The organism is Leptothrix cholodnii SP-6, from assembly GCF_000019785.1.
GTDB classification, from domain to species: Bacteria; Pseudomonadota; Gammaproteobacteria; order Burkholderiales; family Burkholderiaceae_C; genus Sphaerotilus; species Sphaerotilus cholodnii.
In genome coordinates this window covers 1,112,319-1,126,233 of the sequence record NC_010524.1, presented here as the reverse complement: position 1 = coordinate 1,126,233, position 13,915 = coordinate 1,112,319, and the positions used below count along the sequence as shown (strand labels likewise).

General features: G+C 67.7%; 14 protein-coding genes. 13 read left to right on the top strand and 1 reads right to left on the bottom strand.

From position 1 onward, the window contains the following. Positions 1–11 precede the first annotated feature (11 nt). The 4 genes from LCHO_RS05280 to acuI all read left to right on the top strand — a co-directional run bounded on the left by LCHO_RS05280 (position 12) and on the right by acuI (position 4,351). Positions 12–1,049, top strand: coding sequence for a quinone-dependent dihydroorotate dehydrogenase (locus LCHO_RS05280; protein ID WP_012346086.1), 1,038 nt, complete (start codon positions 12–14; stop codon positions 1,047–1,049). Between the two features lie 107 nt (positions 1,050–1,156). Then, entirely contained in the window at positions 1,157–2,905 is a 1,749-nt protein-coding gene (locus LCHO_RS05275; protein WP_012346085.1) for an HDOD domain-containing protein, read from the top strand. Positions 2,906–2,959: 54 nt separating this feature from the next. Next, positions 2,960–3,250 carry a hypothetical protein gene (locus tag LCHO_RS05270; protein ID WP_150105418.1) on the top strand — a complete coding sequence of 97 codons (291 nt, stop codon included), beginning with the start codon at positions 2,960–2,962 and terminating at the stop codon, positions 3,248–3,250. Between the two features lie 117 nt (positions 3,251–3,367). Then, positions 3,368–4,351, top strand: a complete 984-nt coding sequence (gene acuI, locus LCHO_RS05265) for an acrylyl-CoA reductase (NADPH) (RefSeq protein WP_012346083.1) — start codon at positions 3,368–3,370, stop codon at positions 4,349–4,351. A gap of 95 nt (positions 4,352–4,446) precedes the next feature. On the opposite strand, the gene LCHO_RS05260 is transcribed toward acuI, so the two are convergent. Beyond that, complete coding sequence (locus LCHO_RS05260) at positions 4,447–5,643, bottom strand: amino acid aminotransferase (RefSeq protein ID WP_012346082.1); 1,197 nt, start codon at positions 5,641–5,643, stop codon at positions 4,447–4,449. 90 nt (positions 5,644–5,733) lie between these two features. On the opposite strand from LCHO_RS05260, the gene uvrB reads away from it, so the two are divergent. The 9 genes from uvrB to fdx all read left to right on the top strand — a co-directional run bounded on the left by uvrB (position 5,734) and on the right by fdx (position 13,908). After that, a complete protein-coding gene (uvrB, locus tag LCHO_RS05255) occupies positions 5,734–7,845 on the top strand; it encodes an excinuclease ABC subunit UvrB (protein ID WP_012346081.1) in 2,112 nt (703 codons plus the stop codon). Continuing rightward, positions 7,842–8,339, top strand: coding sequence for a low molecular weight protein-tyrosine-phosphatase (locus tag LCHO_RS05250; protein WP_012346080.1), 498 nt, complete (start codon positions 7,842–7,844; stop codon positions 8,337–8,339). Before uvrB ends, LCHO_RS05250 begins: the two co-directional genes overlap by 4 nt. A 135-nt stretch (positions 8,340–8,474) precedes the next feature. Further along, complete coding sequence (locus LCHO_RS05245) at positions 8,475–9,008, top strand: Rrf2 family transcriptional regulator (RefSeq protein ID WP_012346079.1); 534 nt, start codon at positions 8,475–8,477, stop codon at positions 9,006–9,008. Positions 9,009–9,079: 71 nt separating this feature from the next. After that, the gene (locus LCHO_RS05240; RefSeq protein ID WP_043703891.1) at positions 9,080–10,300 is read left to right on the top strand and encodes an IscS subfamily cysteine desulfurase; all 1,221 of its coding nucleotides are present in this window, start codon (positions 9,080–9,082) and stop codon (positions 10,298–10,300) included. A gap of 24 nt (positions 10,301–10,324) precedes the next feature. Beyond that, positions 10,325–10,711 (top strand): Fe-S cluster assembly scaffold IscU, encoded by a 387-nt coding sequence (iscU, locus tag LCHO_RS05235; RefSeq protein ID WP_012346077.1) that lies wholly within the window; start codon positions 10,325–10,327, stop codon positions 10,709–10,711. A gap of 37 nt (positions 10,712–10,748) precedes the next feature. Further along, positions 10,749–11,072 (top strand): iron-sulfur cluster assembly protein IscA, encoded by a 324-nt coding sequence (iscA, locus tag LCHO_RS05230; protein WP_043704866.1) that lies wholly within the window; start codon positions 10,749–10,751, stop codon positions 11,070–11,072. A 76-nt stretch (positions 11,073–11,148) separates the two neighbouring features. Next, positions 11,149–11,667 carry a Fe-S protein assembly co-chaperone HscB gene (hscB, locus tag LCHO_RS05225; RefSeq protein ID WP_012346075.1) on the top strand — a complete coding sequence of 173 codons (519 nt, stop codon included), beginning with the start codon at positions 11,149–11,151 and terminating at the stop codon, positions 11,665–11,667. A 21-nt stretch (positions 11,668–11,688) separates the two neighbouring features. Beyond that, entirely contained in the window at positions 11,689–13,554 is a 1,866-nt protein-coding gene (hscA, locus tag LCHO_RS05220; protein ID WP_012346074.1) for a Fe-S protein assembly chaperone HscA, read from the top strand. Between the two features lie 15 nt (positions 13,555–13,569). Then, the gene (gene fdx, locus LCHO_RS05215; protein WP_012346073.1) at positions 13,570–13,908 is read left to right on the top strand and encodes an ISC system 2Fe-2S type ferredoxin; all 339 of its coding nucleotides are present in this window, start codon (positions 13,570–13,572) and stop codon (positions 13,906–13,908) included. Positions 13,909–13,915: the final 7 nt, after the last annotated feature.

Here is a 13,915-nt window from a genome sequence, read left to right as displayed (position 1 = left end):
AATCCAAAATTATGGCTCTAGTCCCCTACCCCCTCACCCGCCCCTTCCTGTTCGGCATGGATCCGGAAGCGGCACACGAACTCACCCTCGGCTCGATCGCGCGTTTCCAGAACACGCCGCTGCAGTGCCTGTGGTCGCAAAGCCGCATCGCCGACCCGGTGACGGTGGCCGGCCTGCGCTTCCCGAACCGCATCGGCCTGGCCGCCGGGCTCGACAAGAACGGCCGCTGCATCGACGGCCTGGGCGCGATGGGCTTCGGCTTCATCGAGGTCGGCACCGTCACGCCGCTGGGCCAGCCCGGCAACCCGAAGCCGCGCATGTTCCGCCTGCCCGAGAAGAACGCGCTGATCAACCGGCTGGGCTTCAACAACGAGGGCCTGGCGAGCTTCCTGGCCAACGTGCAGCGCGCCACCTCGTTTCGCCGCAACGGCGGGCTGCTGGGCCTGAACATCGGCAAGAACGCGGTCACGCCGATCGAGAACGCCGCCGACGACTACCTGATCGCGCTGGCCGGTGTCTATCCGCACGCCGACTACGTGACGGTCAACATCTCCAGCCCCAACACCAAGAACCTGCGCGCGCTGCAGAGCGACGCGGCGCTCGACGCCCTGCTCGGCGCACTGCAGACACGCCGCCTCGCGCTGGCCACCGAACACGGCCGCAGCGTGCCGATGTTCGTCAAGATCGCGCCCGACCTCGACGAGGCCCAGGTGCGCGTGATCGCCGCCACGCTGCGCCACAACGGCATCGACGGCGTGATCGCCACCAACACCACGCTGGCGCGCGACGCCGTGGCCGGCCTGGCACATGCCGACGAGGCCGGCGGCCTGTCGGGCGCGCCGGTGCTGGCGGCGAGCAACCGCGTCATCGCCCAGCTGCGCGCCGAGCTGGGTGGCGCCTACCCGATCATCGGTGTGGGCGGTGTGCTCAGCGGCGCCGACGCGCGCAGCAAACGCGCCGCCGGGGCCGACCTGGTACAGGTCTACACCGGCCTGATCTACCGCGGCCCGGCGCTGGTGCCCGAGTGCGCACGCGCGCTGCGCGGCTGAAGCCGCGGCGCTGACGGGCGGCAGGCAAGAGGGAGGCAAAGACTGGGGCTGATTCGAGCCTCTGTTCGCGGCTCCGACAGGCGGGCGGCTGCGCAGAATCAGGCCCAATGAGCGCAACCGCCAGCCCCGCCCCGTCGCCCGCAGCCGATCCCGCCCCGACCGAAGCCGCGGCGCCGCTCAGCGCCGAGGAACAGGCCGCGCAGGACGCCGCGGCCTGCGCCCAGGCCGAACACGACGCCGCCGCCGTCGAGGCGGCCGAGCGCGAGGCGCAGCTCCAGCGCCTGCTGCAGCGCATGCAGAAATCGGCCGATTTCCCGTCGCTGAAGGACTCGATCCGCAGCATCCAGAAGGTCTCGCGCTCGGAGACCGCCCACCTGCGCGCGCTGACCGACGAGGTGCTGGGCGACGTGGCACTGACCAACAAGCTGCTGCGGCTGATCAACACCGCCTTCTACAGCTCGGTGGGCGGTGGTGGCATCACCAGCATCAAGCGGGCGGTGGCGCTGATGGGCTTCCAGTCGATCGGCATGCTCGCGGCCTCGCTGACGCTGTTCGACAAGCTGCCCAAGGGGCCGGACGGCGAACGCGTGCGGGCCGAGTTCCGCCGCGCGCTGCTGGCCGCGATGCTGGCCAGCGAGCTCTGCCCGACCCACAAGCTGCAGGAAAACGCCTACCTCGCCGCGCTGTTCCAGAACCTCGGCCCGATGCTGGCGTGGATGCATTTCCGCGACGAGGCCACCCAGATCGAGGCCCAGCTCGCCGAAGCCGGCACGCCGGTCGACGGCAGCGACCACGCGGCGCTGCAGAAGACCTCGCGCGACGTGCTCGGCATGGGCTACGAGGACCTGGGCGTCGAAGTGGCCGGCCAGTGGGGCTGGCCGGAAGACCTGCAGCTGGCCCTGCGCCGGCTCGAACCGCGCGACCCGGAACAGCCGGTCGGCCACGACGAACGGCTGCGGGTGGCCTGCACCGCCGCCAATCACCTGGCCCGCCAGATGCTGGAGATCGAGGATCCGCAGGCGCTGGAAGCCTGCCTGGCCCGGTTCACCGAGGCTTACGGCGTCCCGCTCGGCCTGGACGTGGAGCACCTGACGCCGATCGTCGAACGCTCCCGCCAGCAATGGGCCGATCTGGCCGTGATGCTCGGCATGTCGGTGCCCGGCATCGCCAAGGCCGGCGCGAACAACAAGGTCGGCGGTGCCGCTCCCGCGTCGAAGACGCCGGCCCGGCCCGGCGCTGCAGCCCCGGTCAAGCCCGCCGCGGGCGGCCCGGCCCAGTCGCCGCAGCCGGTCAGGCCACCGGCCCCGATGCGCCCGCGTGCGCCGGTGCCGGCGGCGGTCGGCGCGGCCCTGTCGGTGGCGCTGGAGGCGATCAGCCAGCGGGCGATGTCCGATGCGCCGCTGGGCGAGGTGCTGCAGTTCGTGATGGCCCAGCTGCAGCAGTCGCTGCAACTGCAGCGGGTGGTGGTCTGCCTGCGCGACAGCGCCAGCGGCGAACTGCGCGGGCGCCTGGGCAGCGGGGACCGCGCCATGCAGCTGGCGCCGATGTTCCGTGTGCCGATGCGCCCGCCGGGCGATCTGTTCGGCCTGCTGTGCACCAAGGGCGCCGACACCCTGATCTCGGACGCCAGCGACGCCTTGATCGCGAGAAGCCTGCCGGGCTGGTTTCATCAGCAGGTCAAGGCACCGACCTTCCTGCTGCTGCCGCTGACGCTCGGCCAGCAGCCGCTGGGCCTGATCTACGGCGACCGCGCCCATGCCAACAGCCTGCAGGTGGGCGACGCCGAACTGACGCTGCTCAAGGCGATGCGAAATCAGCTCGTCATGGCCATGCGTTTGCGGGGTGCGGCGGCATGATCGGCCTCAACCCTGCGGCCTTGAATCGACGCGTTTTGCGCTAATCTTCAAACCATGTCCGGATCCCTGATGTTGACCTTCATGCGTATTCTGTTTCGCGCTGTTCTCGTCATCGCGGCCACTGTCTTCATGGGCAGCTTGCTGGTTGCCGGTGCGGTGGTGGCGCTGGCTTACTCGCTGTGGTGCCTGCTGCGCGGTCAGCGCCCGCAGTGGCCGAAGGTCTTCATGGGCCCGCTGCAGCACATGCAGCGCCGCCAGCACTGGTCGACCGCCGCGCACACCGGTTTCAGCGCCCGTGGCGGCGATGCCGGCGTGGTCGAAGGCCAGGCGCGCGAACTGCGCTGACACGCAGCACCGGCTCGACACACCCGCTGCCAGCGGGTGGTCAGGTCTCCACGTAGGATGCATTTCCCACCGACACAGGCCGACATGCCGCCTGTGCGCATCCCGAGGAGACCTCCGATGTTCAAAGCCATCCTGCTCCAGCGAGCGCAAGACAAGTCCACCCTGGCGCAGCTCCAGGATCTGGACGACAGCCAGTTGCCCGACCGCGCCGTGACGGTGCAGGTCGAGTACTCCACCCTGAACTTCAAGGACGCGCTGGCCATCACCGGCCGCGGCGCCGTGGTGCGGCAATGGCCGCTGGTGCCCGGCATCGACCTGGCCGGCGTGGTCCACGCCAGCAGCGACCCGCTCTGGCAGCCCGGCCAGCGCGTCGTCGTCACCGGCTGGGAACTGGGCGAAAGACATTGGGGTGGCCTCGGCCAGCGCGCCCGCGTCGAGGCCGACTGGCTGCTCGCGCTGCCACCGGGCCTCAGCACCCGCGACGCCATGGCGCTCGGCACCGCCGGCTTCACTGCCGCGCTGTGCGTGATGGCCTTGCGCAAGCACGGCCTGCAGGCGGGCGACGAGGTGCTGGTCACCGGCTCGGCCGGCGGCGTCGGCTCGATCGCGATCGCGCTGCTGGCGAGCCTGGGCTACCGCGTCGTCGCCTCGACCGGCCGCCCGCAGGAGAGCGACTACCTGCGCGACCTCGGCGCCGCCGAGGTGATCGACCGCCAGCCGCTCGGCGAGCCCGGCAAGCCGCTGCAGGCCGAACGCTGGGCCGGCGTGGTCGACACGGTCGGCAGCCACACGCTGGCCAACGCCTGCGCGCAGACCCGCTTCCACGGCGCCGTGGCGGCCTGCGGCCTGGCGCAGGGCGGCGATTTCCCGTCGACCGTGATGCCGTTCATCCTGCGCGGCGTCACGCTCTACGGCATCAACAGCGTCTTCACGCCCAACGACCAGCGTGCCCTGGCCTGGGCGCTGCTGGCCCAACACATCACGCCCGCCCGACTGCAGAGCCTGACGACCGAGATCGGCCTGAGCGAGGCGATCGCCTACGCGCCGCGCCTGCTGGCCGGCGAGGTGCGCGGCCGCACGGTGGTGGACGTGTCGCGCTGAAACGCGCAAGCCACGGACAAACGGCAACGGCGCCCGCAGGCGCCGTTGTCGAGCACTGAGACCCGCAACGCCCGACACCCGGTCGGGCGCGTGGTTCAGAGCACCTTGACGATCGAGCTCACCACGTAGTCGAGGTTCTTGTTGTTCAACGCGGCCACGCAGATGCGACCCGAGTCGACGCCGTAGACGCCGAACTCGTTGCGCAGGCGCACCATCTGCTCCTTGGTCAGGCCCGAGTAGCTGAACATGCCCTTCTGGCGCGAGATGAAACTCAGGTCGCGTTCGACGCCGGCGGCCTTGAGCTTGTCGACCAGCGCGACCCGCATTTCCTTGATGCGCACGCGCATGCCGGCCAGCTCCGACTCCCACATCGCGCGCAACTCGGGCGTGCCGAGCACGCTGGCCACCACCTGGGCACCGTGGATCGGCGGGTTCGAGTAGTTGGTGCGGATCACGATCTTGAGCTGCGACAGCACGCGCGCGGCCTCGTCCTTGCTCTCGCACACCACCGACAGCGCGCCGACGCGCTCGCCGTAGAGCGAGAAGCTCTTGGAGAACGAGGTCGAGACGAAGAAGTCGATGCCGGCGGCCAGGAACTGCTGCACGGCCGCGCCGTCTTCGGCGATGCCGTCGCCGAAGCCCTGGTAGGCCATGTCGAGGAAGGCGACCAGGTCACGCTGCCGGATCACGGCGACCACCTGCTGCCATTGCGCCGGGGTGATGTCGTAGCCGGTCGGGTTGTGGCAGCAGGCGTGCAGCAGCACGATGGTGCCGGCCGGCGCTGCCTCGAGCGCGGCCAGCATGCCGGCGAAGTTGATGCCCTTGGCGTCGGCGTCGTAGTACGGGTAGCTGTCGACCTCGAAGCCGGCGTTGGTGAACAGCGCGCGGTGGTTTTCCCAGCTCGGGTCGGAGATCAGCACCTTGGCCGACGGGTTGACGCGCTTGAGGAAGTCGGCGCCGATCTTCAGGCCGCCGGTGCCGCCGATGGCCTGCACGGTGGCGACGCGCGCGCCGCTGACCGCCGCGCTGTCAGCACCGAAAACGAGACCCTGCACCGCCTTGTCGTAGGCGGCGATGCCGTCGATGGGCAGGTAGCCGCGCGCCTTGGGCGCCTCGAACATCAGCCGCTCGGCCGCGACGACGCACTTGAGCAGCGGCAGCTTGCCGTCTTCGTCGAAATAGACGCCCACACCCAGGTTGACCTTGGCCGGATTGGGGTCGGTGGCGAATTGTTCGTTCAACCCGAGGATCGGGTCGCGGGGAGCCATCTCGATGGAAGAGAAGAGGGACATGGTTTGGCCTGTGGGCGTGTGTTGGAAAGGATCTCCACCCTGAGTTACTCTGGCAGATTGCGAGAATTTTAGCGGCGAGGAATGTGGACGATGGGTGAGCTTCAGGAGGCCGTGATCGAGCCGGCGGCAGCGACCGCGGGTCAGTTCGTCAGTTACGAGGGTTCCCCCTTCCAGCTGTTCCAGCCCTATCCGCCGGCTGGCGACCAGCCCACGGCGATCGAGGGACTGGTTTCGGGCATCCAGGACGGCCTGACCTACCAGACGCTGCTGGGCGTGACCGGCTCGGGCAAGACCTTCACGATGGCCAACGTGATCGCCCGCATGGGCCGCCCGGCGATCATCTTTGCGCCCAACAAGACGCTGGCGGCACAGCTGTACGCCGAGTTCCGCGAGTTCTTTCCGAAGAACGCGGTCGAATATTTCGTCAGCTACTACGACTACTACCAGCCCGAGGCCTACATGCCTCAGCGCGACCTGTTCATCGAGAAGGACAGCTCGATCAACGAGCACATCGAGCAGATGCGGCTGTCGGCGACCAAGAGCGTGCTCGAGCGCCGCGACACGATCATCGTGGCCACCGTCAGCGCGATCTACGGCATCGGCAAGCCCGAGGACTACACGCAGATGCGTTTCATCGTGCGCGTGGGCGACACGATCGGCCAGCGCGACGTCATCGCGCAGCTGATCCGCATGCAGTACACGCGCAACGACACCGAGTTCGCGCGCGGCACCTTCCGCGTGCGCGGCGACACGATCGACATCTTTCCGGCCGAACACTCCGAGCTGGCGATCCGCCTGGAGCTGTTCGACGACGAGGTCGAGTCGCTGCAGCTGTTCGACCCGCTGACCGGCCGCGTGCGCCAGAAGGTGCCGCGCTTCACGGTCTATCCGTCGAGCCACTACGTGACGCCGCGCGAACGGGTGCTCGCCGCCATCGAGGGCATCAAGCTCGAATTGCGCGAGCGTCTGGCCGAATTCGTCGCCGACGGCAAGCTGGTCGAGGCGCAGCGGGTCGAGCAGCGCACGCGCTTCGATCTCGAGATGCTGCAGGAGGTCGGCCACTGCAAGGGCATCGAGAACTACAGCCGTCACCTCTCGGGCGCCGCGCCGGGCGAGCCGCCGTCGACGCTGGTCGACTACCTGCCGTCCGATGCGCTGATGTTTCTGGACGAAAGCCACGTGCTGATCGGCCAGCTCGGCGGCATGTACAACGGCGACCGGGCGCGCAAGACCACGCTGGTGGCCTACGGTTTCCGCCTGCCCAGCGCGATGGACAACCGGCCGCTGCGCTTCGAAGAATTCGAACGCAAGATGCGCCAGGTGGTGTTCGTGTCGGCCACGCCGGCCGACTATGAAAAGCAGCATGCCGGCCAGGTGGTCGAACAGCTGGTGCGCCCCACCGGGCTGGTCGATCCGCTCATCGAGGTACGGCCGGCCGGCTCCCAGGTCGACGACGTGCTGCAGGAGATCCGCCTGCGGGTGGCGATCAACGAACGGGTGCTGATCACCACGCTGACCAAGCGCATGGCCGAGCAGCTGACCGACTACATGGCCGAAAACGGCGTCAAGGTGCGTTACCTGCACTCGGACATCGACACCGTCGAGCGGGTCGAGATCCTGCGCGACCTGCGGCTGGGCACCTTCGACGTGCTGGTGGGCATCAACCTGCTGCGCGAGGGGCTGGACATTCCCGAGGTCTCGCTGGTGGCCATCCTCGATGCCGACAAGGAAGGGTTCCTGCGCGCCGAGCGCAGCCTGATTCAGACCATCGGCCGCGCGGCGCGCAACGTCAACGGCAAGGCCATCCTGTATGCCGACAAGATGACCGAGTCGATGCGCAAGGCGATCGGCGAAACCGAGCGCCGCCGCGCCCGCCAGGTCGAGCACAACACCTTGCACGGCATCACGCCGCGCGGCATCCGCAAGCACGTCAAGGAGCTGATCGACGGCGTCTACGGCGAGAAGTCGGGCAAGGACGACCTGGCGATCATGCATTCCGTGGCCGAAGTCGAGGCGCTGTCCGAAAAGGACCTCGGCAAACGCATCAAGCAACTGGAGAAACAGATGCTCGAACATGCCCGCAACCTCGAGTTCGAGAAAGCCGCCCGCATCCGCGATCAGCTGGCGCAATTGCGTGAGCAGGCCTTCGGTGCGGCCGGCAGCGACAACATCGACGCGCTGGTGGCGAAGGGCGGCTCATGAGCGGGGTCACGCGCATCCTGATGGTGTGCATGGGCAACGTCTGCCGCTCGCCGACCGCCGAGGTGGTGCTGCGCCAGCGCGTCGAGCAGGCCGGGCTGAGCCATCGCATCGAGATCGACTCGGCCGGCACGCACGCCTCGAACAGTGCCGCACAGCCGCCCGACGAGCGCAGCGTCGCCCATGCGGCGCGGCGCGGCTACGACCTGCTGTCGGTGCGGGCGCGGCGTGTCACGTCGGCCGACTACGAGACTTTCGACCTGATCCTGGCGATGGACGAGGACAACCTGTCCAACCTCCGGAGCACCTGTCCGCCCGAACACCGCCACAAGCTCCGGCTGATGATGAGCTACGCCCCGGCGCGTGCGCCGCGCGTGATCCCCGACCCCTACTACGGCGCAGCCGCCGGCTTCGAGTGGGTGCTGGACCTGATCGAGGCCGCATGCGATGGCTTGATCGTCGAGCTGGGTGCATCATCGGGTTTCCCGAACAGGTGAACGAGCAAAGAAGCAAGCTGTTCGCTATAATCGAGTAAAACACTCGGGAAAGAGGGCGAGGGTCAAACCCGACTGGCTGCCCCGGGCGCGCTGACCGAGCGCATCCGAGATCGCGAGTCACAGGAGTACATGGCAATGAGATTGACGACCAAGGGACGATTTGCAGTCACTGCAATGATCGATCTGGCTTTGCGCGAGCACACGGGGCCTGTGGCCTTGGCTGCGATCAGTGCGCGACAGCAGATTTCTCTGTCCTACCTCGAGCAGCTGTTTGGCAAGCTTCGGCGCCATGAGCTGGTCGAGAGTACGCGGGGGCCGGGTGGTGGTTATTCGCTTGGCCGCAAGGCCGAAGACATCACGGTGGCCGACATCATCGTGGCGGTCGACGAGGCGATCGACTCGACCGGTTGCGGCGGTGGCGAAAACTGCATGGGCGACGACACCGGTCGCTGCATGACCCACGATCTTTGGACCAGCCTGAACGCCAAGATGCTGGAGTACCTGCACTCCATCTCGCTGCGAAGCCTGGTCCAGGACCAGCTCTCGCGCGGCGTCTCGGTGGAAGAAGCGCCCATCAAGCGTGCGATCTCGACCCAGCCGGTGGTCAAGCCGATCAAGATCACGGCACCGAATTCGGTGTTCGCGCTCGGCATCGCGCTGTCGAAGTGACCTGAGATGAAATTGTCGACTTGGCATCCGGGATGCCTCCCGGTGCTTGGTGACGCATGTGGTTTAGCAAAATGGATATGACACCCCACTTCCCGATCTATATGGACTATGGCGCAACCACCCCGGTGGATCCGCGCGTCGTGGACCAGATGGTGCCCTGGTTGCGCGAGCACTTCGGCAACCCGGCCTCGCGCAGCCACGCCTGGGGCTGGGAGGCAGAAGAGGCGGTCGAGAAGGCGCGTGCGCAGGTCGCGGCTCTGGTCGGCGCCGACCCGCGCGAGATCGTCTGGACTTCGGGTGCCACCGAGTCGATCAACCTCGCGCTCAAGGGCGCGGCGCAGTTCTACAAGAGCCGCGGCAAGCACATCATCACGTTCAAGACCGAGCACAAGGCCGTGCTCGACTCGGTGCGCGAACTCGAGCGCCAGGGCTTCGACGCCAGTTATCTCGACGTGCAGGAAAACGGCCTGATCGACCTCGATCGCTTCAAGGACGCGCTGCGCCCCGACACGATCCTGGTCTCGGTGCTGCTCGTCAACAACGAGATCGGCGTGATCCAGGACATCACCGCGATCGGCTCGATCTGCCGCGAACGCGGCATCATCTTCCACGTCGATGCGGCGCAGGCCACCGGCAAGGTCGACATCGATCTGGCCCACCTGCCGGTCGACCTGATGAGCCTGGCCTCGCACAAGACCTACGGCCCCAAGGGCATCGGCGCGCTCTACGTGCGCCGCAAGCCGCGCGTGCGGCTGGAGGCTCAGATGCACGGTGGTGGCCATGAGCGCGGCATGCGCTCGGGCACACTGCCCACGCACCAGATCGTCGGCATGGGCGCGGCCTTCCAGATCGCACAAGCCGAGATGGGCGCCGAGCGCGAACGCATCCGCGGTCTGCAGCAGCGTCTGCTGGCCGGCTTGTCGGACATCGAGCAGGTCTTCATCAACGGCGACCTCGAGCGCCGCGTGCCGCACAACGTCAACGCGTCGTTCAACTTCGTGGAAGGTGAATCGCTGATCATGGGCGTCAAGGGCATCGCGGTCTCGTCCGGATCGGCCTGCACCTCGGCCAGCCTGGAGCCCAGCTATGTGCTGCGGGCGCTGGGCCGCAGCGACGAGCTGGCGCATTCCAGCCTGCGCATGACGATCGGTCGTTTCACGACGGTCGAGGAAATCGACTACGCGGTGTCGACGCTCAAAGACCGCGTCGCCAAGCTGCGCGAGTTGTCGCCGCTGTGGGACATGTACAAGGACGGTGTCGACCTCAGCACCATCCAGTGGTCGGCACATTGAGAGAGAGGGTCACAGGAGTACACCATGGCATACAGCGACAAGGTCATTGACCATTACGAACATCCGCGCAACGTCGGCGCCTTCGAAAAGGGCGACGAATCGGTCGGCACCGGCATGGTCGGCGCGCCCGCTTGCGGCGACGTGATGAAACTGCAGATCAAGGTCGATCCGGCCACCGGCAAGATCGCCGATGCACGCTTCAAGACCTACGGCTGCGGCTCGGCGATCGCATCGTCGTCGCTCGTCACCGAATGGGTCAAGGGCAAGACGCTCGACGAGGCGCTAACGATCAAGAACACCCACATCGCCGAAGAACTGGCGCTGCCGCCGGTGAAGATCCACTGCTCGATCCTTGCCGAAGACGCGATCAAGGCCGCCGTGGACGACTACAAGGCCAAACACGCCCAGTGAGGGCTGAATTCGATAGCTGGAACCCCGCATGACCACCATGGCCGTCACCCTCACCGAAGCCGCTGCCAAGCACGTTTCGCGCTACATCGCCCGTCGGGGCAAGGGCGTGGGCGTGCGCCTGGGCGTCAAGACCACCGGCTGCTCCGGGCTGGCCTACAAGCTCGAATACGCCGACGAGATCACGCCCGATGACCACGTGTTCGAAGGCCACGGCGTGAAGGTGCTGGTCGACCCGAAGAGCCTGCCCTACATCGACGGCACCGAGCTCGACTTCGTGCGCGAAGGCCTCAACGAGGGCTTCAAGTTCCACAACCCGCGCGAGAAGGACCGCTGCGGCTGTGGCGAATCCTTCCGGGTCTGACGCGCACGTCCGACACCAGCCAGGCGCGGCTCAGTCCGCGCTTTTTTCTTGGCTGCGCTTGCGGCCGACCCGATCCATGAAGCTCAGCGACGACGATTTCACCCTGTTCGATCTGCCCCGGCGTCAGGCGCTGGACGTGCAACTGCTCGACCAACGCTGGAAGGCGCTGCAGGCCGAGGTGCATCCGGACCGGTTCGCGTCCGAAGGCGTCGCCGCGCAGCGCCTGGCCATGCAATGGGCCGTGCGTGTCAACGAGGCCTATCGGCGCCTGAAGCAGCCGCTGTCGCGGGCCGCGTATCTGTGCGAGCTGCATGGCGAGCCCGTCCAGGCCGAGAACAACACGGCGATGCCGGCGGCGTTCCTGATGCAGCAGATGAGCTGGCGCGAAGAGCTCGAAGACGCCCACACGCTCGAGCAGGTCGAGGCGCTTGCCGATGACGTGGCCACGCACGAACGCCAGTTGATCGCGCAATTGGCCGCCGTCATCGACCAGCGACAGGACTGGCCGGCCGCGGCCGCGCAGGTGCGAGCCCTCATGTTCGTTGCGCGCTTTGTCGCCGACGTCGATCGACGTCTCGACGCCCTGGGACAATAGAAGCAATCACAGCGCACACACATGGCACTCCTGCAGATCTCCGAGCCCGGCCAGACGCCGGACCCCCACCAGCGCCGCATCGCGGTCGGCATCGACCTGGGCACCACGCACTCGCTGGTGGCCGCGGTGCGCCACGGCGTTCCAGAATGCCTGCCCGACGAGCAGGGCCGCGTCATCCTGCCGTCGGCCGTGCGTTATCTCGATGGCCAGAAACGCCAGATCGGCGCGCAGGCGCTGGCCGCGCAGGCCGAGGATCCGCACAACACGCTGGTGTCGGTGAAGCGCTTCATGGGCCGCGCACTGGCCGACATCGCCGATCACGACCATCTGCCGTATCACTTCATCGACCAGCCCGGCATGGTGGCGATCGAGACCCGCGCGGGCATCAAGTCGCCGGTGGAAGTGTCGGCCGAGATCCTTGCCAGCCTGCGCCAGCGTGCCGAGGACAGCTTCGACGCCGATCTGTTCGGCGCGGTCGTCACGGTGCCGGCCTATTTCGACGACGCCCAGCGCCAGGCCACCAAGGACGCGGCGCAGCTCGCCGGCATCAACGTGCTGCGTCTGCTCAACGAGCCCACCGCCGCGGCCATCGCCTACGGCCTGGACAACGCCGTCGAAGGCCTTTACGCGGTGTTCGACCTGGGTGGTGGCACTTTCGACATCTCGTTGCTGCGGCTCTCGAAGGGCGTGTTCGAGGTGGTGGCCGTGGGCGGCGATTCGGCCCTCGGCGGCGACGACTACGACGCCCGCCTGGCCGCGCTGCTGCTGCAGCGCGCCGGCCTCGGCTCGCTCGACGGCTTGAGCGCGCACGACAAGCGCGGTGTGCTGACGCAGGCGCGCCACGCCAAGGAGCAGCTCACCTCGACGGACAGCACCCGCGTCGAACTGAGCCTGTCGTCCGGCGTCGTGATGCTCGACGTCCAGCGCAGCGATTTCGACGCCGCCACCGCCGACCTCACCGCCCGCACCCTCACGCTGATGAAACGCGTGCTGCGCGACGCCAAGGTGCGCGCCGACGAAGTCCAGGGCACGGTGATGGTGGGCGGCTCGACCCGCATGCCGGCGGTGCGCGCGGCGGTGGCAGCGTTCTGCGGTCGCGAGCCGCTGATCAACCTGAATCCGGACGAGGTGGTTGCGCTCGGCGCAGCCGTGCAGGCCAACGCCCTGGCCGGCAACGACAGCGGTGGCGAATTGCTGCTGCTCGATGTCACGCCGCTGTCGCTCGGCCTCGAGACCATGGGCGGCCTGGTCGAGCGCATCATCGAACGCAACTCGACCATCCCGACCGCCAAGGCGCAGGATTTCACCACCTACAAGGACGGCCAGACCGCGATTGCCGTCCACGTCATCCAGGGCGAGCGCGAGCTGGTGGCCGACTGCCGTTCGCTGGCGCGCTTCGAGCTGCGCGGCATTCCGCCGATGGTGGCCGGTGCGGCGCGCATCCGCGTCACCTTCCAGGTCGATGCCGATGGGCTGCTGTCGGTGACAGCCAAGGAGCAGATCTCGGGCGTCGAAGCGGCCATCGTCGTCAAGCCCAGCTACGGCCTGACCGATGACCAGGTCGCCGGCATGCTGCGCGACGGTTTTGCCCAGGCCGAGGGCGACATCACCCGCCGCGCCCTGAACGAGGCCCGCGTCGAAGCCGAGCGTCTGGCCCTGGCGACCGACGCGGCGTTGTCTGCCGACGGCGACCTGCTCGACGCCGACGAATACGCCGACATCCAGCGTCTGGTGCAAGACATTCGCACCAGCGTCCAAGGTGACGACACACGCGCCATCGAGGCCGCGACCGAAGCGCTGGCCCACGGCACCGAATCGTTTGCGGCCGAACGAATGAACCGCGGCATCCGTCAAGCCCTGACCGGTCGCCGTCTCGACGAAATCTGAACCCAGCCCGTGGCCATGCCCATCATCAAAATCCTGCCCCATCAGAGCCTTTGTCCCGAGGGCGCCTCGATCACCGCTGCGCCCGGCACCTCGGTCTGCGAGGCCCTGCTCGAAAACGGCATCAAGATCGAACACGCCTGCGAGATGAGCTGCGCCTGCACCACCTGCCACGTGATCGTGCGCCAGGGGCTGGCGTCGCTCGGGGAGATCGACGAAACCGAAGAAGACCTGCTCGACCGCGCCTGGGGCCTCGAGCCCAACTCGCGCCTGAGCTGCCAGGCCATCCTGGCGCAGCAGGACCTGCTGATCGAGATCCCGCGCTACACCATCAACCACGCCAGCGAAAACCACTGAGTCGTCG

Excerpts from the sequence above, each read along its gene's own strand:
- LCHO_RS05275 (WP_012346085.1), top strand. The coding sequence starts at position 1,157 with ATGAGCGCAACCGCCAGCCCCGCCCCGTCGCCCGCAGCCGATCCCGCC.
- acuI (WP_012346083.1), top strand. The coding sequence starts at position 3,368 with ATGTTCAAAGCCATCCTGCTCCAGCGAGCGCAAGACAAGTCCACCCTG.
- uvrB (WP_012346081.1), top strand. The coding sequence starts at position 5,734 with ATGGGTGAGCTTCAGGAGGCCGTGATCGAGCCGGCGGCAGCGACCGCG.
- LCHO_RS05245 (WP_012346079.1), top strand. The coding sequence starts at position 8,475 with ATGAGATTGACGACCAAGGGACGATTTGCAGTCACTGCAATGATCGAT.
- hscB (WP_012346075.1), top strand. The coding sequence starts at position 11,149 with ATGAAGCTCAGCGACGACGATTTCACCCTGTTCGATCTGCCCCGGCGT.
- iscA (WP_043704866.1), top strand. The coding sequence starts at position 10,749 with ATGGCCGTCACCCTCACCGAAGCCGCTGCCAAGCACGTTTCGCGCTAC.
- iscU (WP_012346077.1), top strand. The coding sequence starts at position 10,325 with ATGGCATACAGCGACAAGGTCATTGACCATTACGAACATCCGCGCAAC.
- LCHO_RS05270 (WP_150105418.1), top strand. The coding sequence starts at position 2,960 with ATGTCCGGATCCCTGATGTTGACCTTCATGCGTATTCTGTTTCGCGCT.
- LCHO_RS05250 (WP_012346080.1), top strand. The coding sequence starts at position 7,842 with ATGAGCGGGGTCACGCGCATCCTGATGGTGTGCATGGGCAACGTCTGC.
- LCHO_RS05240 (WP_043703891.1), top strand. The coding sequence starts at position 9,080 with ATGGATATGACACCCCACTTCCCGATCTATATGGACTATGGCGCAACC.
- LCHO_RS05280 (WP_012346086.1), top strand. The coding sequence starts at position 12 with ATGGCTCTAGTCCCCTACCCCCTCACCCGCCCCTTCCTGTTCGGCATG.
- fdx (WP_012346073.1), top strand. The coding sequence starts at position 13,570 with ATGCCCATCATCAAAATCCTGCCCCATCAGAGCCTTTGTCCCGAGGGC.
- hscA (WP_012346074.1), top strand. The coding sequence starts at position 11,689 with ATGGCACTCCTGCAGATCTCCGAGCCCGGCCAGACGCCGGACCCCCAC.
- LCHO_RS05260 (WP_012346082.1), bottom strand. The coding sequence starts at position 5,643 with ATGTCCCTCTTCTCTTCCATCGAGATGGCTCCCCGCGACCCGATCCTC.